Source organism: Pseudomonas sp. RIT411, from assembly GCF_003057735.2.
In the GTDB taxonomy this organism is placed as follows: domain Bacteria; phylum Pseudomonadota; class Gammaproteobacteria; order Pseudomonadales; family Pseudomonadaceae; genus Chryseomonas; species Chryseomonas oryzihabitans.
Genome location: NZ_QBIZ02000019.1, coordinates 23417 through 44271, shown reverse-complemented (window position 1 = coordinate 44271; position 20855 = coordinate 23417). Strand labels below are relative to the sequence as shown.

22 protein-coding genes and 1 tRNA gene are annotated in these 20855 nt (G+C 67.2%); 12 read left to right on the top strand and 11 right to left on the bottom strand.

Annotated features, from left to right (window positions below; all coding sequences use genetic code 11):
• Positions 1-9 precede the first annotated feature (9 nt).
• From DBY63_RS20865 to DBY63_RS20850, 4 genes are all read left to right on the top strand, one after another.
• Positions 10-1605, top strand: coding sequence for an MFS transporter (locus tag DBY63_RS20865; RefSeq protein ID WP_037007292.1), 1596 nt, complete (start codon positions 10-12; stop codon positions 1603-1605).
• A 42-nt stretch (positions 1606-1647) separates the two neighbouring features.
• On the top strand, positions 1648-2271 hold the full coding sequence (ycaC, locus tag DBY63_RS20860; RefSeq protein WP_042136560.1) for an isochorismate family cysteine hydrolase YcaC: 624 nt from the start codon (positions 1648-1650) through the stop codon (positions 2269-2271).
• Positions 2272-2325: 54 nt separating this feature from the next.
• Positions 2326-3234, top strand: coding sequence for a LysR family transcriptional regulator (locus DBY63_RS20855; protein WP_027599161.1), 909 nt, complete (start codon positions 2326-2328; stop codon positions 3232-3234).
• A gap of 104 nt (positions 3235-3338) precedes the next feature.
• Positions 3339-3707, top strand: a complete 369-nt coding sequence (locus DBY63_RS20850) for a hypothetical protein (protein WP_074584048.1) — start codon at positions 3339-3341, stop codon at positions 3705-3707.
• 590 nt (positions 3708-4297) lie between these two features.
• Here the strand turns inward: DBY63_RS20850 and DBY63_RS20845 are convergent.
• Both DBY63_RS20845 and DBY63_RS20840 read right to left on the bottom strand, forming a co-directional pair.
• A complete protein-coding gene (locus tag DBY63_RS20845) occupies positions 4298-4648 on the bottom strand; it encodes a VOC family protein (protein ID WP_108582784.1) in 351 nt (116 codons plus the stop codon).
• A 95-nt stretch (positions 4649-4743) separates the two neighbouring features.
• On the bottom strand, positions 4744-5619 hold the full coding sequence (locus DBY63_RS20840) for a LysR substrate-binding domain-containing protein (protein WP_108582783.1): 876 nt from the start codon (positions 5617-5619) through the stop codon (positions 4744-4746).
• Positions 5620-5722: 103 nt separating this feature from the next.
• On the opposite strand from DBY63_RS20840, the gene DBY63_RS20835 reads away from it, so the two are divergent.
• Together DBY63_RS20835 and DBY63_RS20830 are read left to right on the top strand one after the other, a co-directional pair.
• A complete protein-coding gene (locus DBY63_RS20835) occupies positions 5723-6910 on the top strand; it encodes an MFS transporter (RefSeq protein ID WP_108582782.1) in 1188 nt (395 codons plus the stop codon).
• 106 nt (positions 6911-7016) lie between these two features.
• Complete coding sequence (locus DBY63_RS20830) at positions 7017-7376, top strand: hypothetical protein (protein WP_044343175.1); 360 nt, start codon at positions 7017-7019, stop codon at positions 7374-7376.
• Here the strand turns inward: DBY63_RS20830 and DBY63_RS20825 are convergent.
• The 9 genes from DBY63_RS20825 to DBY63_RS20785 all read right to left on the bottom strand — a co-directional run bounded on the left by DBY63_RS20825 (position 7349) and on the right by DBY63_RS20785 (position 15204).
• Positions 7349-8260 carry a LysR family transcriptional regulator gene (locus DBY63_RS20825; RefSeq protein ID WP_044343174.1) on the bottom strand — a complete coding sequence of 304 codons (912 nt, stop codon included), beginning with the start codon at positions 8258-8260 and terminating at the stop codon, positions 7349-7351. The genes DBY63_RS20830 and DBY63_RS20825 overlap by 28 nt on opposite strands.
• 159 nt (positions 8261-8419) lie before the next feature.
• Complete coding sequence (gene ychF, locus DBY63_RS20820; RefSeq protein ID WP_007161550.1) at positions 8420-9520, bottom strand: redox-regulated ATPase YchF; 1101 nt, start codon at positions 9518-9520, stop codon at positions 8420-8422.
• A gap of 37 nt (positions 9521-9557) precedes the next feature.
• Entirely contained in the window at positions 9558-10142 is a 585-nt protein-coding gene (gene pth, locus DBY63_RS20815; RefSeq protein WP_042136568.1) for an aminoacyl-tRNA hydrolase, read from the bottom strand.
• A 34-nt stretch (positions 10143-10176) separates the two neighbouring features.
• Entirely contained in the window at positions 10177-10800 is a 624-nt protein-coding gene (locus DBY63_RS20810; RefSeq protein ID WP_027602867.1) for a 50S ribosomal protein L25/general stress protein Ctc, read from the bottom strand.
• A 122-nt stretch (positions 10801-10922) separates the two neighbouring features.
• The gene (locus DBY63_RS20805; protein ID WP_007161553.1) at positions 10923-11864 is read right to left on the bottom strand and encodes a ribose-phosphate pyrophosphokinase; all 942 of its coding nucleotides are present in this window, start codon (positions 11862-11864) and stop codon (positions 10923-10925) included.
• 41 nt (positions 11865-11905) lie between these two features.
• Positions 11906-11980: transfer RNA gene (locus DBY63_RS20800), tRNA-Gln, on the bottom strand.
• A gap of 25 nt (positions 11981-12005) precedes the next feature.
• Positions 12006-12866 carry a 4-(cytidine 5'-diphospho)-2-C-methyl-D-erythritol kinase gene (gene ispE / locus DBY63_RS20795; protein WP_108582781.1) on the bottom strand — a complete coding sequence of 287 codons (861 nt, stop codon included), beginning with the start codon at positions 12864-12866 and terminating at the stop codon, positions 12006-12008.
• A complete protein-coding gene (gene lolB, locus DBY63_RS20790; protein ID WP_037007293.1) occupies positions 12863-13483 on the bottom strand; it encodes a lipoprotein insertase outer membrane protein LolB in 621 nt (206 codons plus the stop codon). Before lolB ends, ispE begins: the two co-directional genes overlap by 4 nt.
• Positions 13480-15204 carry a tetratricopeptide repeat protein gene (locus DBY63_RS20785; RefSeq protein ID WP_027602869.1) on the bottom strand — a complete coding sequence of 575 codons (1725 nt, stop codon included), beginning with the start codon at positions 15202-15204 and terminating at the stop codon, positions 13480-13482. The genes lolB and DBY63_RS20785 overlap by 4 nt, the downstream gene beginning before the upstream one ends.
• 245 nt (positions 15205-15449) lie before the next feature.
• Between DBY63_RS20785 and hemA the strand changes: the two genes are divergently transcribed.
• The 6 genes from hemA to DBY63_RS20755 all read left to right on the top strand — a co-directional run bounded on the left by hemA (position 15450) and on the right by DBY63_RS20755 (position 20841).
• Entirely contained in the window at positions 15450-16718 is a 1269-nt protein-coding gene (gene hemA, locus DBY63_RS20780; protein ID WP_108582780.1) for a glutamyl-tRNA reductase, read from the top strand.
• The gene (prfA, locus tag DBY63_RS20775) at positions 16715-17797 is read left to right on the top strand and encodes a peptide chain release factor 1 (protein ID WP_007161558.1); all 1083 of its coding nucleotides are present in this window, start codon (positions 16715-16717) and stop codon (positions 17795-17797) included. The genes hemA and prfA overlap by 4 nt, the downstream gene beginning before the upstream one ends.
• Positions 17798-17800: 3 nt before the next feature.
• Entirely contained in the window at positions 17801-18631 is an 831-nt protein-coding gene (gene prmC, locus DBY63_RS20770; RefSeq protein WP_027602870.1) for a peptide chain release factor N(5)-glutamine methyltransferase, read from the top strand.
• Positions 18625-19380, top strand: coding sequence for a molybdopterin-synthase adenylyltransferase MoeB (locus DBY63_RS20765; RefSeq protein WP_042136577.1), 756 nt, complete (start codon positions 18625-18627; stop codon positions 19378-19380). Before prmC ends, DBY63_RS20765 begins: the two co-directional genes overlap by 7 nt.
• Entirely contained in the window at positions 19373-20164 is a 792-nt protein-coding gene (gene murI, locus DBY63_RS20760; protein WP_108582779.1) for a glutamate racemase, read from the top strand. Before DBY63_RS20765 ends, murI begins: the two co-directional genes overlap by 8 nt.
• Before the next feature lie 152 nt (positions 20165-20316).
• Complete coding sequence (locus DBY63_RS20755; protein WP_027598954.1) at positions 20317-20841, top strand: acyloxyacyl hydrolase; 525 nt, start codon at positions 20317-20319, stop codon at positions 20839-20841.
• The last annotated feature ends 14 nt before the right edge of the window (positions 20842-20855 follow it).

Genomic DNA, 20855 nt, shown 5'->3' with positions numbered 1-20855 from the left:
AGCGCCGCCATGACCGCCGCCGCCGTGACTCCCAACGCCGCCTCGCCCTGGCAGCCGCTGCGCCAGCGCACCTTTCGCTGGTTGTGGCTGGCCAGCATCGCCTCCAACATCGGTACCTGGATGCACGAGGTGGGCGCCGGCTGGCTGATGACCTCGCTGTCCGCTAGCCCCCTGGCGGTGGCCCTGGTGCAGGTGGCGGGGGCGTTGCCGATGTTCCTGCTGGCGCTGCCGGCCGGCGCCCTGGCCGACATCGTCGACCGGCGCCGCTATCTGCTCGGCGTGCAGCTGTGGATGGCCGCGGTGGCCCTGGCCCTGGCTGGTCTGACCCTGGCCGGCTGGATGACCGTACCGCTGCTGCTGGGCCTGACCCTGGCCATGGGCGTGGGCACCGCGCTGATGCTGCCGGCCTGGTCGGCGCTGACCCCCGAGCTGGTCGACAAGAGCGAGTTGCCCGCTGCCATCGCCCTGTCCAGCCTGGGCATGAACGTGGCCCGCGCCCTCGGCCCGGCCCTGGCCGGGGTGCTGGTCAGCCTGGCCGGTCCCTGGCTGACCTTCGCCCTCAATGCCGTCTCCTTTTTTGCCGTGATCGTCGCGCTCCTGACCTGGCGACGCCAACCTGCAGCCGCCGTGCTGCCCGCGGAGCGCCTGCTGGGCGCCGTCCGGGTCGGCTTCCGCTATGCCCGCAGCTCGCTCCAGCTGCAGGTGGTGCTGGCCCGGACCGCCGCGTTTTTCCTCGGCGCCAGTGCCGGCATGGCCCTGCTGCCCCTGCTGGTACGCCAGGCCCTGCAGGGCACCGCCCTGGATTTCGGCATCCTGCTCGGCTGTGTCGGCCTGGGCGCCATCGGCGGCGCCATGCTCCTGCCGCGCCTGCGTGAAAGACTCTCCAGCGACCTGCTGGTGGCCGGCGCCAGTGCCCTCTATGCGCTGGTCCTGCTCGGCCTGGCCTGGATCCGCGACTTCGCCTGGCTGTTGCCGGTGATGCTGGCCAGCGGCCTGGCCTGGATCGCCGTGCTCTCCAGCCTGCAGGTGGCCGCCCAGACCGCCGTACCCGCCTGGGTGCGCGCCCGTGCCCTGGCCGTCTATATCCTGGTGTTCTTTGGCACCAGCGCCCTGGGCGGCTTCCTCTGGGGCGCCCTGGCCAGTCATTTCTCCCTGAGCGTGGCGCTGAGCGCGGCGGCCGGGGTGCTGCTGGTTGGCATCGGGCTGACCTGGCGCCTGCGCCTGCCGGTCACCCCGGCGGCGGACATCGCGCCTTCGCTGCACTGGCCGGCGCCCATCCTCGACGACTCCCTGGACCGCGAGCGCGGCCCGGTGATGGTCACCCTGGAATACGACATCGCCCCCGAGCACGGCCCGGCCTTTCGCCAGGCCATGCAGGCGGTGGGCGCCATGCGCCGGCGCAACGGCGCCTTCTCCTGGGCGCTGCTGCAGGACAGCGCCGAACCGCGCCGCTGGCAGGAATTCTTCTGCGACGAATCCTGGCTGGAACACCTGCGCCACCACCACCGCGTCACCCAGGGCGAACAGCGCCTGGAAGCGGCGGCGCGGCAGTACCAGACCCCCGGCGTACCCATCGCCATCCGCCATCTCCTGGGCGGCGCCTAGCGCAGCCCGTTACCTCATCAACCACCCCCCGAGGACTCCACCATGAGCAAGCCCTACAACCGTCTCGACAAGAACGATGCCGTCGTCCTGCTGATCGACCACCAGGCCGGTCTGATCTCCCTGGTGCAGGATTTCACCCCCAGCGACTTCAAGAACAACGTCCTGGCCCTGGCCAACAGCGCCAAGTTCTTTGGTCTGCCCACCATCCTCACCACCAGCTTCGAGCAGGGCCCCAACGGACCGCTGGTGCCCGAGCTGATCGAGCTGTTCCCCGAGGCGCCGTACATCGCCCGTCCCGGCCAGATCAACGCCTGGGACAACGAAGACTTCGTCGCCGCCATCAAGGCCACCGGCCGCAAGCAGCTGATCATCGCCGGCGTGGTGACCGACGTCTGCGTGGCCTTCCCGGCGCTGGCCGCCATCGCCGAAGGCTTCGACGTCTTCGTGGTGACCGATGCCTCCGGCACCTTCGACAAGACCGTGCAGCAGGCCGCCTGGGCGCGCATGAGCGCCGCCGGCGTGCAGCTGATGAACTGGTTCAGCGTGGCCTGCGAACTGCACCGCGACTGGCGCAACGACATCGAGGGCCTGGGCGCCCTGCTGTCCAACCACATCCCCAACTACCGCAACCTGATGACCAGCTACGCCAAGCTGGCCGCCAAGTAAGGTAAACGACGGTCAGGCGCCTCTCCCGGCGCCTGGCCTTCGCGGAGGGATGCCGTGAACCGCAACGACCTGCGCCGCATCGACCTGCACCTGCTGGTGGTGTTCGAAAGCCTGATGCACGAGCGCAACCTCACCCGCACCGCGGAAAAGCTCTTTCTTGGCCAGCCGGCCATCAGCGCCGCCCTGGTGCGCCTGCGACAGTTCTTCGACGATCCCCTGCTGGTGCGCAGCGGTCGCGCCATGGAGCCCACGCCGCGCGCCCTGGCCATTCTCGAACGGCTGCGTCCGGCCCTGGACGGCCTGTCCAATGCCTTGAGCGAGGTCGACGACTTCGACCCCGGCGCCAGTCGCGCGGTGTTTCGCCTGGGCATGTCCGACGACGTCGAATGCGGCCTGCTGCCGCCGCTGCTGGCCCATCTGCGCGAGGTGGCGCCGCACTGCGTGCTGGTGGTGCGCAACGCCAACTTCCTGCTCCTGCCCGGGCTGCTGGCCAGTGGCGAGGTGTCCCTGGGCATCAGCTACACCACCCAGCTGCCGGCCAACGCCAAGTGCCGCACCCTGAGGCACATCCGCGCCCTGGTGGTCCGCGCCGACCGCGATCCCGCGCCCCTGACGCTGGATGACTACTGCGCCCGGCCCCATGTGCTGGTGTCCATGTCCGGCGATCTCTGCGGCAACATCGACGACGACCTGGCGCGCCTCGGCCGCAGTCGCAAGGTGGCCCTGGGCGTCCCCCACTTCAACGGCCTCGGCGCCCTGCTGGCCGGTAGCGAATTGCTCGCCACGGTGCCCGACTACGCCGCCCGGGCGCTGGCCGCCAGTGGCAGCTTGCGCATCGAGGAACCGCCGTTTCCCATCGTCCCGGCCAAGCTGTCGCTGGTCTGGCGCGCGGCCCAGGACCAGGATCCGGGCGAGCGCTGGCTGCGCGGCGAGATCATCAGATTCATGGGCGAGAACCCCTAGCGCCGCGGCCATCAGCGTCGTCGATAAGCGCTATCCGCCGGTACGATTTATGGGGGAGGGGGTTGGCTTCTTAGGATGGCTCCATATTGTTTGGAGCCACTCCCATGAACCTCGCCGCCCTTCGCAATACCCTCCGCCTGCTGGCCTGCGCCGGCTTCCTCGCCCTGCTGGCCGGCTGCGCCAGCTCCCACAACGCCTACCTCAGGGATGGCAGCACGGCCTACCTGGTGCAGTGCAACGGGGTCTTCGGCAGCTGGTCCGGCTGCGCGGGCGAAGCGGCGGCGCGCTGCCCCACCGGCAGCTATCAGGTTCTCGCCCGCAACCACCTGGACGGCGCCAGCGAAGCCCAGGCCGAAGCCAGCGTCGCCGGCCAGTCCTACCCGGTGCGCAACCTGCTGGTGCAGTGCCAGGGCGAACAGCTGGCCTGGCGGGTGGGCAACTTCGTGCGCCGGCTGCCGGTCAGCGAGGGCTGAGGGTAGCTCTGCAGGCTGTCTAGCGTTCTGCCGCGGCTGAACACCGGCTCGGCTAGCCCCCTCTTTCTCCGGGAGAGGGTTGGGGTGAGGGCGCTCCCCGCCCAACAACGTCACCCTTGGAAAAGGCTGCGCCGTTTTCCAGGCTACGTTTCCGATGGAGCTGCACGCCTGCTCGAATAACCCCCTCTCCCTCCGGGAGAGGGCTGGGGTGAGGGCACGCCCTGCACAACGGCGTCACCCCTTTGAAAAAGCTGCGCCGTTTTCCAGGCTACGTTTCCGATGGAGCTGCACGCCTGCTCGAATAACCCCCTCTCCCTCCGGGAGAGGGCTGGGGTGAGGGCACGCCCCGCACGACGACGTCACCCCTTTGAAAAGGCTGCGCCGTTTTCCAGGCTACGGTTCAGATAGAGCTGAACGCCTGCACGGCTAGCCCCCTCTCCCTCCGGGAGAGGGTTGGGGTGAGGGCGCTCCCCGCGCAACAACGTCACCCCTTTGAAAAGGCCGCGCCGTTTTCCAGGCTACGTTTCTGCGCGGGCTTTTAGCCGCGGCCGTACCGGCGGACCACCCGGCGAGCGCCCGGCGGTCATTCCTCAAACATGCTCCAGGAAATTCAACAGCCTCCCACCAGGATCGCGGACAAAGAAGCGTCTCACGCCCCAGGGCTCCATCACCGGACCGTACTCCGGCACGTAGCCCGCGCCCTCCAATCGACGCAAGACCTCGTCCAGGTCATCGACTTCCAGCGACAACTCCGGCATCGGCGTGCCCGAGCCACCTTCCATCGCGAAGCTGACCTGGGGAGTGGTCTGGCCGGCGCCGACGAAGGTCAGGATCCAGCCATGGTCCATCGCCAGCGTCAGCCCCAGCAGCTCACCGTAGAAGACCTTGGCGGCGGCCAATTGCGCGGTGGCGATGTTCGGTACGATGCGCGTGATCTGCATGGCTGAAATCTCCGGCGGTACGGGCCTGACAGCTTAGCAAGGGCCGCTGCCAGGCTGTCACTCGCGTCTCGCGGCGGCCGACCGATGCGCGACAGCTAATCCGCCAGCGCCTCTTCCAGTACCTTGAGAAATTCCCGGGTCGCCGGCGTCGGCAGGGGCGACCAGATGGCGTGGACGTTACGCTGGGGCGCATCGCTGACCGGCACCCGGGCCAGGCCGGCAAAGGTGCTGGCGATACTCTGGGGCACCAGGCCGATCGCCAGGCCGCGGCGCACGAAGCGCTCCAGCAACTGCATGTTGCCCGTCTCGAAACGCACCCGATGGGGCAGGCCCAGGGCGGCGAAGGCTTCGTCGGTCTGCCTCCGGGCGCCGCTGCCCGCGGGCAGGTCCACCAGCGGCAGATCCACCAGCTCGTGCAGCGACAGCCTTTCTCGCCCCGCCAGGCCGTGCGCGGCGGGCAGCACCGCCACCAGTTCCTCGCTGAGCAGCAGGCGGCTGTCCACCGCCGCCAGGGCCACCTGGCGCGACAGCCCGATCAGCGCGAAATCCAGTTGCCGCTCGCGCACCGCCGCCAGCAGCGTCTCGCTCTTGTCCTGGCGCAGGCGGATGTCCACCTGGGGATGACGGGCATGGAAGGTGGCCAGCAAGTCGACGATATCCAGGCGCGGCACCGAGGAGATCAGGCCCAGCGTCAGGGTGCCGCGAATGGCGCCGACCGCGGCGGCCACGTCCTGCTGCAAGCGCTCCACCGCCGCCAGCGCCTGGCGCGCATGCACCAGCAAGGCCTCGCCGGCAGGGGTAATGCGCACCTGACGCGGCAGGCGCTCGAACAGGGTGGCGCCCAGCTCGGCTTCCAGTCGGGCGATCTGGTGACTGAGCGCCGACTGCACCACATGGCAGCGCTCGGCGGCGCGGGTGAAGTGGCGCTCCTCGGCCAGGGCGACGGCGAATTCCAGCTGCTTGAGATTCATGGCGCTATCTTGAAATGAGATCAAGGCCATCTTAACGATTCATTTAACCGATAGCCGCCGTTGTCCGATACTGACTAGCCTCCTCCTTGCCGGACCCCCGCGGATGTCGAACCCCACGCCTCCTCTCAGCCGCTGGCTGACCCTGCTCATGGCCGTCGCCACCGGCATCGCCGTGGCCAGCAACTACTACAACCAGCCGCTGCTGCACACCATCGCCCAGCGCTTCGAGCTCAGCTACACCCAGGCCGGCAGCATCGTCACCACCGCCCAGCTCAGCTACGCCGCCGGACTCCTGCTGCTGGTGCCCCTGGGTGATCTGCTGGAGCGCCGTCGGCTGATCGTCACCATGAGCGTGATCGCCGCCGCTGGCCTGACCCTGAGCGCCACCGCCACCAGTCTGACCTGGCTGCTGCTGGGCACCGCCATGACCGGACTCTTCTCGGTGGTGGCCCAGGTGCTGGTGCCCTTCGCCGCGACCCTGGCCGCGCCGGAGCAGCGGGGCAGGGCGGTGGGCACGGTGATGAGCGGCCTCATCCTCGGCATCCTGCTGGCCCGCACCGTGGCCGGAGCGCTCTCGTCCCTGGGCGACTGGCGCACCGTCTATGCCGTGGCGGCCGGTCTGATGCTGGCCACCGCCCTGGCCCTGCGCCTGGCCCTGCCGCGCTATCAGCAGTCGGCGGGCCTGAGCTATCCACGGCTGCTGGGGTCGGTGTTCGAGCTCTTGCGCGACGAGCCCCTGCACCGGCTGCGCACCCTGCTGGGGTGCCTGGGCTTCGCCGTCTTCGCGGTGTTCTGGACGCCGCTGGCCTTTCTGCTTGCCGCCGAACCCTATGGCTTCAGCGACGGCACCATCGGCCTGTTCGGTCTCGCCGGCGCCGTGGGCGCCCTGGCCGCCAACCTGGCCGGACGCATGGCCGACCAGGGCAAGGGCAGTCTCGCCACCAGCATCGGCCTGGCCTCCCTGACCCTGGCCTGGCTACCCCTGGCCTTCGCCCAGCAGTCGCTGGCGGCGCTGCTGGTCGGCATCCTGGTGCTGGATCTCGCCGTGCAGCTCAGCCACGTGAGCAACCAGAACGTGGTCTATCGGCTGCGCCCGGAAGCGCGCAGCCGCCTCAACGCCGGCTACATGACCGGCTACTTCCTCGGCGGCTCCCTGGGTTCGTTGCTGTCGGCGCGACTCTACGAACACTTCGGCTGGACCGGCGTGAGTCTGGCCGGGTGCCTGCTGGCGGCCACGGCGCTGGCGGTCTGGGGCCTGTTCCTCATGCGGCAGCGTCAGGCGCGGGCCTGAACGCCATCATCAGCGCGGTCGATGATCGCTATCCCGAGGGACGATTTCTAGGCGCGGGGTGGGCTGGCGACAATGAGTCCACACCCACCCGACACAGGTACTCGCCATGAAAGCCCTCACCGCCCTCTTCGCCGCCACCCTGCTCACCGCCGCCATCGCCCAATCCGCCCAGGCCGAGGAAAGCGCCCTGCGCCCCCTGGGTTCGCTGATCGAAAAGCACCAGCAGCAGGATCGTACTCTGGCCGAAAACGGTGCCGATCGCAGCCTGCAACCCTCGATCCAGCGCCAGCAACAGCGTCTCGACCCGCGCCGTGCCCTGGCCGAGAACGGTGCCGAGCGCAGTCTGCAACCCTCGATCCAGCGCCAGCAACAGCGCCTGGACGGCCAACGCCTGGCCGCCGACGGCGCCGAGCGGACCCTGCAGCAGTGGCCCCAGCGTCAACCGGCCCGCGGCGCCGTGGCGTGAGTCGGCTGAACCGTCAGCCGGTCGCGCAGATAGTCCGAGAACAGCTGGACGATGCGCGCCGACTGACGATGCTGGGGATAGACCGCATAGACCGCCGCGCTGGGCAGGGCGAAGTCTTCCAGCACCTGCACCAGCGCCCCTGAGGCCAGCGCCGCGCCGATGATGAAGGTCGGCAGCACCGCGATGCCTTGACCGGCAATGGCCGCATCCCGCACCACCTCTCCGTTGTTGGCCCGGAGCTGACCCTGCATGGGCAGCACCAGCGGTTTGCCCCCACGCTGGAAGCGCCATTCCACCTGGCGACCATGGCCATAGAGCAGACAGCTGTGCTCGGCCAGATCCTCCGGCTGCAGCAGCGGCGGCGCCTTCCGTAGATAATCCGGACTGGCACAGGTCACCAGTTGCATCTCGGTCAGCCGCTTGGCGATCAGGCTGGAATCGGCCAGGGTGCCAATACGGATCGACATGTCATAGCCCTCCGCCAGCAGGTCCACCGCCCGGTCATTGAGATCCAGCTCCAGGCGGATCTGCGGATAGGCCGAGAGAAAATCCGGCAGCAAGGGACTCAGGTGCAGGGTGCCAAAGGTCATGGGCGCACTGACCCGCAGCACCCCCTGGGGCACCGTCCGCCGGCTGGAGAGCAATTCCTCGGTGTCGTTGACGTCTTCGAGGATCTTGACCGCCCGCTCATAGAGCAGCATCCCCAGTTCGGTCGCCTGCAGGCGTCGCGTGGTGCGATTGAGCAGCCGCACCCCCAGACTTTCCTCCAGTGCCATGGTCCGCCGGCTGACGAATTGCTTGGACAGCCCCAGCTTGTCGGCGGCGGCGGTGAAGCTGCCCTCGTTCAGGGTGGTGACGAACAGGCGCAGGTCTTCGAAATTCATTGCGGCATCCAGGCAGCGGGAGACGTTTGACGACGGTTGAATCGCCGTCATTGTGCCAAATCGCCAGGCGTCCAGTGTCAGCCAGGCCGCTGGCGAGCGCGCAAAGAAAACCCCCTCGCCACCTTGCGGTGGGGAGGGGGCTCTGGCCTTGGCCGTCGCTTAGACGTTGAAGCGGAAATGCATGACATCACCGTCCTTGACGATGTAGTCCTTGCCTTCCAGGCGCCACTTGCCGGCTTCCTTGGCGCCGTTCTCGCCCTTGAAGGCGATGAAGTCGTCATAGGCCACCACTTCGGCGCGGATGAAGCCCTTTTCGAAGTCGGTGTGGATGGCGGCGGCCGACTGGGGCGCGGTGGCGCCGACGCGGACGGTCCAGGCGCGGACTTCCTTCACCCCGGCGGTGAAGTAGGTCTGCAGGTTGAGCAGTTCGTAGCCGGCGCGGATCACCCGGTTCAGGCCCGGCTCTTCCATGCCCATGGACTCAAGGAACATCTGCTTTTCCTCGTCGTCGTCCAGCTCGGCGATTTCCGCTTCGATCTTGTTGCATACCGGCACCACCACGGCGCCTTCTTCTTCGGCGATGGCACGGACCACGTCCAGGTGCGGGTTGTTCTCGAAGCCGTCTTCGGCGACGTTGGCGATGTACATCACCGGCTTGCTGGTCAGCAGGTGGAAGCTGCGCACCAGGCGCTTCTGCTCTTCGTCCAGGCCCTTCATCAGGCTGCGGGCGGGCTTGCCGGCCTCGAAGTGGGGAATCAGCTGTTCCAGCAGGGCCTTTTGCGCCAGGGCTTCCTTGTCACCGCCCTTGGCGTTGCGGGTCACGCGCTGCAGCTGCTTTTCGCAGCTGTCGAGGTCGGCGAAGATCAGCTCCAGGTCGATCACCTCGATGTCCCGCTTGGGGTCCACCGAGTTGGCCACGTGGATGACGTTCTCGTCTTCGAAGCAGCGCACCACGTGGGCGATGGCATCGGTCTCGCGGATGTTGGCGAGAAACTTGTTGCCCAGGCCTTCACCCTTGGAGGCACCCGCCACCAGGCCGGCGATGTCGACGAACTCCATGGTGGTGGGGATCACCCGCTCGGGTTTGACGATCTCCGCCAGGGCGTTCAGTCGCGCATCGGGCATGGGCACGATGCCGCTGTTGGGCTCGATGGTGCAGAAGGGGAAGTTTTCCGCCGCGATACCGGATTGGGTCAGGGCATTGAACAGGGTGGACTTGCCGACGTTGGGCAGGCCGACGATGCCGCAATTGAATCCCATGGTGTGTGTCCTCGCGGAAGAAAAGGAAGAGGGTAGGTCAGGCCTTGCGGCTGTGCAGGCGTTGCATGGCGCGGGTCAGCTCGCCGTCCAGCAGCGCCGGTACCACCTCCAGGGCGGCCTCGATGCTGGTGTCGAGCAGGTCCTGCTCGCTGCGCGGTGCGCGGCCCAGCACGAAGTTGGAAACCAGGCTGGCATGGCCCGGATGGCCGATGCCCAGGCGCAGGCGCTGGAAGCCGTTCTGATTGCCGAGCTGGGCGATGATGTCGCGCAGCCCGTTGTGCCCACCGTGGCCGCCGCCGGTCTTGAGGCGCGCGGTGCCGGGTGGCAGGTCAAGTTCGTCATGGGCCACCAGGATGGCCGCCGGCGGGATGCGGAAAAAGCCGGCGAGCGCCGCCACGGCCTGGCCGCTGCGGTTCATGTAGGTGGTGGGGATGAGCAGACGAACATCGTTGCCCGCGTGGCGAAAGCGCCCCACGAGGCCGTGATACTTGCGGTCGACAGCCAGGCTCGCGCCCTGGGCGGCTGCCAGCCGCTCAACGAAAAGGGCCCCTGCATTGTGCCGGGTCTGGTCGTATTCGGGGCCCGGATTACCCAGGCCGACGATCAGTTGGACGGCAGTCATGTCAGGAGCCCTTCTCTTTCAGGCGTGCGAGAACTTACTCGGCAGCGCCTTCTTCGGCAGCGCCGTCAGCAGCTTCTTCACGGATGCGCGGCATGTGGATGCTGGCAACCGGCAGATCGCTGCCGTGGGCCAGGGACACCAGCTCGACGCCAGCCGGGACGTTCAGGTCGCTCAGGTGAACGATCTGGTCCAGCTCGACCTTGGCCATGTCGACTTCGATGAATTCCGGCAGGTCTTTCGGCAGGCAGGAAACTTCGACTTCGTTGATGGTGTGCAGGATCTCGCCACCCTGTTGCTTCACGCCCACGGAGGTTTCCTGGTTCATGAAGTGCAGGGGGACGTGGGCGGTCAGCTTCTGGCCGGCGATGACGCGCAGGAAGTCAGCGTGCATGACGTAGCCCTTGGAGGGATGACGCTGCAGGGCCTTGACCAGGACGCTTTCGTTGCTGCCACCGACCTTCAGGGTGATGACGCTGGCGAAAGCGGCTTCGCTTTCCAGCATCTTGGCCAGGTCTTTGCCGACCAGGGTGATGGAGGTCGGAGCCTTGTCGCCACCGTAGATCACGGCGGGAACGTTACCGGCATTACGACGCAGGCGGCGGCTCGCACCTTTCCCCAGGTCGGAACGCACTTCGGCATTCAGAGTGAAATCAACCATTGTGAATCTCCAGGATAAGGAATCGGCAGACCGAGACTTGCGACCAGTTCTACGGCCCTACCGACTAAAAAGCCCCGGTAGACCGTCACGGCCTTCCGGGGCGCTTCCAGAGCGGCTGTTCCTTAACGGAACATCGCGCTGATGGATTCTTCGTTACTGATCCGGCGTACCGCCTCGGCCACCACCGGCGCGATGTCCAGTTGGCGGATACGGCTGCAGGCCTGGGCCGCGGCGGACAGCGGAATGGTGTTGGTCACCACCAGCTCGTCCAGCACGGAGTTGTCGATGTTCTCGATGGCCCGTCCCGACAGCACCGGGTGGGTGCAGTAGGCCAGGACCTTGGCGGCGCCGTGTTCCTTCAGGGCCTTGGCCGCGTGGCACAGGGTGCCGGCGGTATCGACCATGTCGTCGACCAGCACGCAGGTGCGGTCCTGGATGTCACCGATGATGTGCATCACTTCCGACTGGTTGGCCTTGGGACGACGCTTGTCGATGATCGCCAGGTCCACACCCAGGCTCTTGGCCACGGCACGCGCACGCACCACGCCGCCGATGTCCGGGGAGACGATCATCAGATTTTCGAAACGCTGGTCTTCGATGTCATCCACCAGGGCGGGGGAGCCGTAGATGTTGTCCACGGGAATATCGAAGAAACCCTGGATCTGGTCGGCGTGCAGATCGACGGTGAGCACCCGATTGATGCCCACCACGGTCAGCATGTCGGCCACGACCTTGGCGGTGATGGCGACGCGCGCGGAACGCGGACGGCGATCCTGGCGCGCATAGCCGAAATAGGGGATGACTGCGGTGATACGAGTGGCCGAGGAGCGGCGGAAGGCGTCGGCCATCACCACCAGTTCCATCAGGTTGTCGTTGGTCGGCTCGCAGGTGGGCTGGATGATGAAGACATCCTTGCCCCGAACGTTCTCGTTGATTTCGACGCTGATCTCGCCATCGGAGAATTTTCCGACGGAGACGTCACCGAGAGGGATGTGCAGCTGGCGCACGATGCGCCGTGCCAGATCGGGGTTGGCGTTCCCCGTGAAGACCATCATCTTGGACACGCTGCAGTTCCTGCGGCTTGAGGTGGGTCTTGGAAGGAAAATGGCAGGGGCGGCTGGATTCGAACCAACGCATGGCAGGATCAAAACCTGCTGCCTTACCGCTTGGCGACGCCCCTGTATCTTGCAGAGTACTAGCTGTACTCATTCTCTGGTCAGACTTGCTAGCGCCCGGTGCAACATGGAAGTGTTGCTACCTTTGGCTACGAAGCCTGGAAGTGATGCTGGTAGCTGGCTTGCTACTGTATCAGCTTCGGTCTTATTTGGAAAGCTTCCAAATATGCAACCTCCAGTGCCGGTTAATCTAGCTGAAACAAATTTGTTTAGCAAGATCAAAGCGTTACGAATTTCTGGGTAACGCCTTTCGACCGTACTCTGGCAGTCGTTTCGACCTGACCACTTGAGAACGGCGCAAACTTTAATGGCGGGAGTGTCCCGTGTCAACAGCGGATCCGAAAAAATTTCTGCTGTACTTACAGAGACTTGCGGCACGGCCACGAGATACCAAGGTTCCGGCGGTGCGACCGGGGTGAGCTTTTCGCCCACGCCCTCGGCGAAGGCGGCCTGGCCGCGGACGAACACCGGTACGTCGGCGCCCAGGCGCAGTCCCAGGGCCGCCAGGTCGTCGAGGCTGGCGCCCAGACCCCAGAGGTGATTCAGGCCGAGCAGGGTGGTGGCGGCATCCGAACTGCCTCCGCCGATGCCGCCGCCCATGGGCAGCCGCTTGGTCAGCCAGAGATCGGCGCCCTGCCGGGTACCGCTTTCCTGCTGCAGCAACCGGGCGGCGCGCAGGATGAGATTCTGCTCGGGGGCGACGCCCGGCAGGCCGTCGTGCAGCTGCAATTCGCCGTCGTCGCGTTCGGCAAAGCCCAGGTCATCGCCCCAGTCGAGAAACTGAAACAGCGTCTGCAGTTCGTGATAGCCGTCCGCGCGGCGCCCGAGGATGTGCAGGAACAGATTGAGCTTGGCCGGCGCCGGCAGGGTGAAGGCGGGCGCTGGGGTCATTTGCCCAGCTCGCGCGGCTGCCAGGTCTTCACCACCAGGATGACTTCCAGGTCCTTGCCGGTGAGCTTGAGGCGCTCGGGCAGGGTGTAGCCGTTCTGCTCAGTGTAGCGGGTGTATTCCACGGTCCAGCCGTCCTGCACCAGGCGCGCCAGGTGGCTGTCGGCGTCCAGGGTCAGCTGGCTGCGGCTGTCCGGGGCCGGCAGGCCGCGCACCCACCAGAGCAGGTGCGACACCGGCAGGCGCCAGCCGAGCTGCTGTTCCAGCAGGGCCTCGGGGGAATCGGCCTGGTAGCTGCCCTGGCCGGAGACGTCGAGGGTAACGGCGCCCGGGCGCCCGGTGAGGCGGGTGGCGCCACGGCCGAGGGGGCCGGCCAGGCGGATGTCGTAGTAGTCCTGGCGCTGCAGCCAGAACAGGGTGCCGCTGCCGGAATCGCGCGGCGCGCGGATGCCGACCTTGCCGTCGATCTGCCAACCGTCGAGGGCGGCAATACGTTTTTTATGGGCCTGCCACTGGGCGGCGTTGCCCTGGCCTTCCACGGCCTCCTGGCGAGAGGTGCTGGCGCAACCGGCCAGCAGGGCGAGCAGCAACAGGGTGAAGAGGGTACGCAGGCGGATCATCGGAGGGTTTCGCTTCCAGTCAGGCGTTTGAGGGTACTGCGCAGGATGGCGTCATCGGCGTCGGCGTCGAGGCCCACGCGCCAGACCTTGCGCGCTTCGCTGCGCTTGCCCTGGGCCCAGAGCACCTCGCCCAGGTGGGCCGCCACCTCGGCATCGGGGAAGCGTTCGTAGGCCTGGCGCAGATAGCGTTCGGCGTCGGCCAGCTGGCCCTGGCGATAGCGGATCCAGCCCATGCTGTCGAGGATCGCCGGATCGTCCGGACTCAGCTGGTGCGCCTTGTCGATCAGCTGGCGCGCCTCGGCCAGTCGCGGAGTGCGATCGGCCAGGGTGTAGCCGAGGGCGTTGAGCGCCATGGCGTTGTCGGGGTCGTGGGCGATGATATAGCGCAGATCGGCTTCCAGCTGACCGAGATCACCGCGCTTTTCCGCCAGCATGGAGCGGACATAGAGCAGATTCAGGTCGTTGGGATACTGCTGCAAGGCCTGCTGCACGGTCTGGTCGGCGAGGGCGGTCTGGTCGGCACTGGCCAGGCCTTCGACTTCCAGCAGATAGAGCGGCACGGCGTATTCGCTCTGGCGCTTGCGGGCGTCGGCCAGGCGCTGACGGGCCTCGGCGATGCGCCCACTGCCCAGCAGGATTTCCGCCTGGCGCTGCTGGGCGGCCAGGTAGTCGGTGCCCGGTCCGACCTGGGCGTATTCGGCCAGCGCCTGTTCGGGCTGGTCGAGTTCTTCGTAGCTGCGCCCCAGGTTGAGGTGCGCGGCGTCCACATGGCTGCCGCGCTCGAGCAGTTCCTTGAGATAGATCTGGGCTTCGCGCCAGGCCTGGGCTTCCAGGCAGACCAGCGCCAGGGAGAATCTGAGGTCGTCGTCGTCCGGGAACTGGGTGACCAGCTCGGCGAATTCGCGCTTGGCCTGGTCCAGGCGATCCAGCTCCACCAGCAGCCGGGCATGGGCCAGGCGCAGGCGGCGATCTTCCGGGTGCTGGCGGATGCCGGCTTCGAGCAGCGGCAGGGCCTCGGCGCTGCGGTCCTGGCTCTGCAGCAGGCGCGCGCGCAGGAGCAGCGGGGCGACTTCGCGCTTGGCCGCCGGATTGCGCTCCAGCAGTTTCAGCGCCTCGTCGGCGCGGCCGTCCTGCTGCAAGAGCAGCGCCTTGCCGAACAGCAGCTGGCCGTTGCGCGGATATTTGGCCAGCAGTCGATCGAAGCTCTTGAGCAGCCCGGCGCGGGTGGTCTCGTCGGTTTCCGCCGCGGACAGGGCGAGGAAATCGAAGTGGGTGTCGCCCTGGCCCTGGAGCACGCGCTCCATATAGGCCATGGATTCGTCGTAGCGCCCGGCGCGGGCCAGCATGATGGCGGCGGCGCGCTGGGCATCCAGGTTGTCGGGGGCGTTGCGCGCCCAGATCTGTGCGGTTTCCAGCGCCGGGGTATCGGCGCCCAGGTATTCGGCGATGCGGAAGGCGCGCTCGGCGACCCCTGGGTCCTGGGTCGACTTGGCCTGCTCGACATAGTTGGTCAGGGCGATGTCGAAACGGTTGCGCTGACCGGCCAGCTCGCCGACCAGCAGGTCATAGAGGGTGTCTTCGCGAAAGGAGCCGGCCGGTTGCGGCGTGCTGGTCTTGGCGGTGGGCGGCGGGATGGCGGCGGCGGGCGTCGGCTGCCGGCCGAGGTTCTGGCAGCCGGCGAGCAGCAGGGCGGTCGTCAGCAGCGCGAGGTATCTGGTCATAGGGTCAGGGCGGCCTTTTTACAGTCGGTCCATCATGCCACAAGAGTCGCCGTGGCCGCGTCGCACATGCGGAGCGGCGGGCCGAGAAGTGCGGTGGTCGAGGCTGTTGACGCCTTTTGCCCGGCAAGATTCATTCGCCCAGGCTATGACGGCGATTGTCCGACGTCTCGTCGCTGCTGGTTGTCGCCACCGCCCGCGCGTAGGACAATGTTCGGCTTTCCCAATCCGTTCGACTGCTTGCGTCCATGGCCTTTCTCGCGCTCGGCATCAATCACAAGACCGCCTCGGTTGAGGTGCGCGAACGCGTGGCTTTCACTCCAGAGCAGACGGTCGAGGCCCTGCGCCAGCTGGAGCAGGCCACCCACAGTCGCGAAGCGGCGATTCTTTCCACCTGCAATCGCAGCGAACTCTACCTGGAGCTGGAGCCCAGCCTGGCGGACGCCGTGCTGGCCTGGCTCGCCCAGTACCACCGGGTGCCTCTGGAAGACCTGCGCGCCAGCATCTATCTGCACCAGGACGAAGCCGCGGTGCGCCACATGATGCGGGTGGCCGCCGGGCTGGACTCCATGGTGCTGGGCGAGCCGCAGATCCTTGGCCAGCTCAAGTCGGCCTATGCCGTGGCCCGCGAGGCCGGCACCGTGGGGCCGCTGCTAGGCCGCCTGTTCCAGGCCACCTTCAACACCGCCAAGGCGGTGCGCACCGACACGGCGATCGGCGAGAACCCGGTGTCGGTGGCCTTTGCCGCGGTCAGCCTGGCCAAGCAGATCTTCAGCGACCTCAGCCGCAGCCAGGCGTTGCTGATCGGCGCTGGCGAGACCATCACCCTGGTCGCCCGCCATCTGCACGAACAGGGCGTGCGCCGCATCGTCGTCGCCAACCGCACCCTGGAGCGCGCCAGCCACCTGGCCGAGGAATTCGGCGCCCATACCGTGCTCCTGGCCGACATTCCCGACGAACTGGTCAACAGCGACATCGTCATCAGTTCCACTGCCAGCCAGTTGCCCATCCTCGGCAAGGGCGCGGTGGAACGGGCGCTCAAGCAGCGTCGGCACAAGCCCATCTTCATGGTCGACATCGCCGTGCCGCGCGACATCGAGCCGGAGGTGAGCGAGCTGGAAGACGTCTACCTCTATACGGTGGACGACCTGCACGAGGTGGTGGCGGAAAATCTCAAGAGTCGCCAGGGCGCGGCCCAGGCCGCCGAGAAGCTGGTGCTGGCCGGGGTCGACGACTTCATGCAGCGGCTACGCGAGCGCGCCGCGGTGGACGTGGTCCGCGCCTTTCGTCAGCAGGGCGAGCAGATCCGCGACGACGAACTGGCTCGCGCCCAGCGCCAGCTGGCCAATGGCGCCGATCCCCAGGAAGCCCTGGCCGCCCTGGCGCGCAGCCTCACCAACAAGCTGATGCACGCACCGAGCGTGCAGCTCAAGAAACTATCCGCCGAGGGACGCGTCGACGCGCTGACCCTGGCTCAGGAACTCTTTGCCCTCGACGAGGGTTTGGACAAGACATGAAGACCTCTCTGTTGCACAAGCTCGACGGTCTGCAGGACCGCTTCGAGGAGCTGACCGCGCTGTTGGGCGACGCCGAAGTCATCAGCGACCAGACCCAGTTCCGCGCCTATTCCAAGGAATACGCTGAACTCGAGCCGGTCAGCCAGGCGTTCACCGAATACCGCAAGGTGCAGGCCGACCTGGAGGGCGCCCAGGCGCTACTCAAGGACAGCGATCCGGATCTGCGCGAGATGGCCGAGGAAGAGGTCGGCACTGCCAAGGCGCGCCTGCAGGAACTGGAAGACGAGTTGCAGCGCATGATGCTGCCGCGCGATCCCAACGACGGCCGCAACGTCTTCCTGGAAATCCGCGCCGGTACCGGTGGCGACGAGGCGGCGATCTTTGCCGGCGATCTGTTCCGCATGTATTCGCGCTATGCCGAACGCCAGGGCTGGCGACTGGAAGTGCTCTCGGAAAACGAGGGCGAGCATGGCGGCTTCAAGGAGGTCATCGCCCGGGTCGAGGGCGACAACGTCTACGCCAAGCTCAAGTTCGAGTCCGGCGCGCACCGGGTGCAGCGGGTGCCGGAAACCGAATCCCAGGGCCGCATCCACACCTCGGCCTGTACCGTGGCGGTGCTGCCCGAGCCTGACGAGCAGCAGGCCATCGAGATCAATCCGGCCGATCTGCGCGTCGACACCTATCGCTCCTCCGGGGCGGGCGGTCAGCACGTCAACAAGACCGACTCCGCGGTGCGCATCACCCACCTGCCCACCGGCATCGTGGTGGAGTGCCAGGAGGAACGCTCCCAGCACAAGAACCGCGCCAAGGCCATGGCCTGGCTGTCGGCCAAGCTCAACGACCAGCAGGACGCGGCGGCGCACAAGGAAATGTCCGACACCCGCCGGCTGCTGGTGGGGTCGGGTGACCGCTCCGAGCGCATCCGCACCTACAACTTCCCCCAGGGCCGGGTGACCGATCACCGCATCAACCTGACCCTCTATTCCCTCGGCGAGGTGGTCAACGGCGACGTCCAGCAGGTCATCGATCCGCTGCTGCAGGAATACCAGGCCGACCAACTGGCGGCCCTGGGAGACTGAACCATGGCCACCATCGGCGCCCTGGTGCGCGAAAGCCAGTTGCCGGATTCGCCCAGCGCCCGCCTCGACGTGGAATTGCTGCTGGCGGCCGCCCTGGACAAGCCACGCAGCTACCTGCGCACCTGGCCGGAAAAGCTGGTGCCGCGCGAGGCCCTGGCACGGTTCCAGGCCGATCTCGAACGCCGCCGGCAGGGCGAGCCGGTGGCCTATATCCTCGGCCAGCAGGGCTTCTGGTCGCTGGACCTGGAGGTCAGCCCCGATACCCTGATCCCGCGTCCCGACACCGAGGTGCTGGTGGAAACCGCCCTGGCGCTGCCCCTGGCCGACGAGGTGCGGGTGCTGGATCTGGGCACCGGTACCGGCGCCATCGCCCTGGCCCTGGCCCATGAACGACCGCGCTGGCAGGTCAGCGGCGTGGATCGCATCCCGGCCGCAGTGGAGCTGGCGCAACGCAACGCCCAGCGCCTGCGGCTGGGCAACGTCGGCTTCCAGCAGAGTCACTGGTTCGCCGCCCTCGCCGGACAGCGTTTCGAGCTGATCGTCAGCAATCCGCCCTATATCGCCGGCAGCGATCGCCATCTCGACGAAGGCGATGTGCGCTTCGAGCCGCGCAGCGCCCTGGTAGCCGGCACAGATGGACTGGACGATATCCGTGAGCTGATCGCTGCGGCGCCCGCGCACCTGCAGCCGGGTGGCTGGCTGTGGCTGGAACACGGCTTCGAGCAGGCCGCCGCGGTACGCGAACTGCTGGTGCGCCAGGGCTTCATCGAGGTCGAGAGTCGCCAGGACCTGGGTGGTCACGCGCGCATCAGCGGAGGCCGCTGGCCATGCTGAGCGACGGCGAACTGCTGCGCTACAGCCGGCAGATACTGCTGGCCCAGGTGGATATCGCCGGACAATTGCGACTGAAGGACGCCAGAGTGCTCATCGTCGGCCTAGGCGGTCTGGGGTCGCCGGTGGCGCTCTACCTGGCTGCCGCCGGCGTCGGCGAATTGCACCTGGCCGACTTCGACCAGGTGGACCTGAGCAACCTGCAGCGCCAGGTGCTGCACGACGAAAGCCGCATCGGCCAGGGCAAGGTGGATTCCGCCCTGCAACGCCTGGCGGCGCTCAATCCCGAGGTACGTTTGGTGCCGCTGCGCGAGGCGCTGGACGCCGACAGCCTGGCGGCGCGCATCGCCGCGGTGGACCTGGTACTGGACTGCTCGGACAACTTCACCACCCGGGCGGCAGTCAATGCCGCCTGCGTGGCCACCGGGCGGCCGCTGGTGAGTGGCGCGGCCATTCGCCTGGAAGGCCAGCTCAGCGTCTTCGATCCGCGTCGCGCCGACAGTCCCTGCTATCACTGCCTCTATGGCGAGGGCAGCGAAGCCGAGCTCAGTTGCAGCGAAGCCGGGGTGCTTGGTCCGGTGGTGGGGCTGGTGGGCAGTCTGCAGGCACTGGAAGCGCTCAAGCTGCTGGCCGGCTTCGGCGAGCCGCTGGTGGGACGACTGCTGCTGGTGGACGCCGCGGGCAGTCGCTTCCGCGAATTGCGCGTCCGGCGCGATCCGGGGTGCCCGGTGTGCGGCGCCCGCCATGGCTGAGGAGGCGCCGGTCGGGGTCTTCGACTCGGGCGTCGGCGGTCTGTCGGTGCTGGCGGAGATCCGCCAGCTGTTGCCGGCGGAAACCCTGCATTACATCGCCGACTGCGGCCATATCCCCTATGGGGAAAAGACCCCCACCTTCATCCGCGAGCGCTGCCAGCTGATTGCGGCGCGGCTGCACGCCCAGGGTGCCAAGGCCCTGGTGGTGGCCTGCAATACCGCCACCGTGGCGGCGGTGGCCGATCTGCGCGAACGCTATCCCCGCTGGCCCATTGTCGGCATGGAGCCGGCGGTGAAGCCGGCGGCCGCCGCCACCCGCAATGGCCGGGTCGGGGTGCTGGCGACCACGGGCACGCTGCAGAGCGCCAAGTTCGCGGCCTTGCTGGACCGATTCGCCCTGGGCGTCCAGGTCGTGACCCAGCCCTGCCCGGGACTGGTGGAGCAGGTCGAGCGCGGCGATCTGCACGGCCCCGAGACCCGGCGCCTGCTGCAGGGTTTTCTCGAGCCGCTGCTGACGGCAGAGTGCGACACCCTGATCCTGGGGTGCACCCACTACCCCTTCCTGCGCCCCTTGCTGGCCGAACTGGTGCCGCCAGAAATCATCCTGGTGGACACCGGCGCCGCCGTGGCCCGACGCCTGCAGAGTCTGCTGGCGCGGGACGCGCGCCTGGCCCGTGGACCCGCCGGCCCGACGCGGATCTGGACGTCCGGCGAGCCCGCCGACCTGGAGGCGGTACTGCCGCAACTCTGGCCGGCAGGTGCCGAGGTAAAGGCGTTCGTCTGACTTTTCTGCCCGGGTTTTGCTCGCCAAATGCCTGTCCAGCGACTAGCATCCGACCTTGTAGGTAAAAATGTCCCAGCCTGTGAACACCTTCACGACTTAGGGGTCAATGCTGGCGGTTCGTAAAAACTAGAAACATCCATAAGGGCACTCTCATGAACAAATTGCTTTCCCTCGCAGTAGCCGCCGCGCTTTCGCTGGGTGGCGTGGCAGCGGCACAGGCTGTGGAAATCACCGGGGCGGTCGGCGCCACCAGCCAGAGCGGCATGACCTACCGCATCGGTGCCGGCTGGAACTGGGACAAGAGCTGGTGGCAGAGCTCCACCGGCCGCCTGACCGGTTACTGGGATGCGGGCTACACCTACTGGGAAGGTGACAACGGCCATTCTTCCGACCAGCATTCGCTGTCCTTCGCCCCGGTGTTCGTCTACGAATTCGGCCAGGGCCAGGTGAAGCCCTTTGTCGAGGCCGGTATCGGCGTCTCGGTCTTCTCCAGCACCAAGGTCGGCGAACAGGACCTGGGTTCGGCCTTCAACTTCGAAGACCGCATCGGCCTGGGCCTGAAGTTCGGCGACACCCAGCGCGTCGGCATCCGCGCGACCCACTATTCCAACGCCGGCATCAAGCAGCCCAACGATGGCATCGAGTCCTATGCGCTGTTCTACAGCCATACCCTCTGATCCAGGGCTGCTAT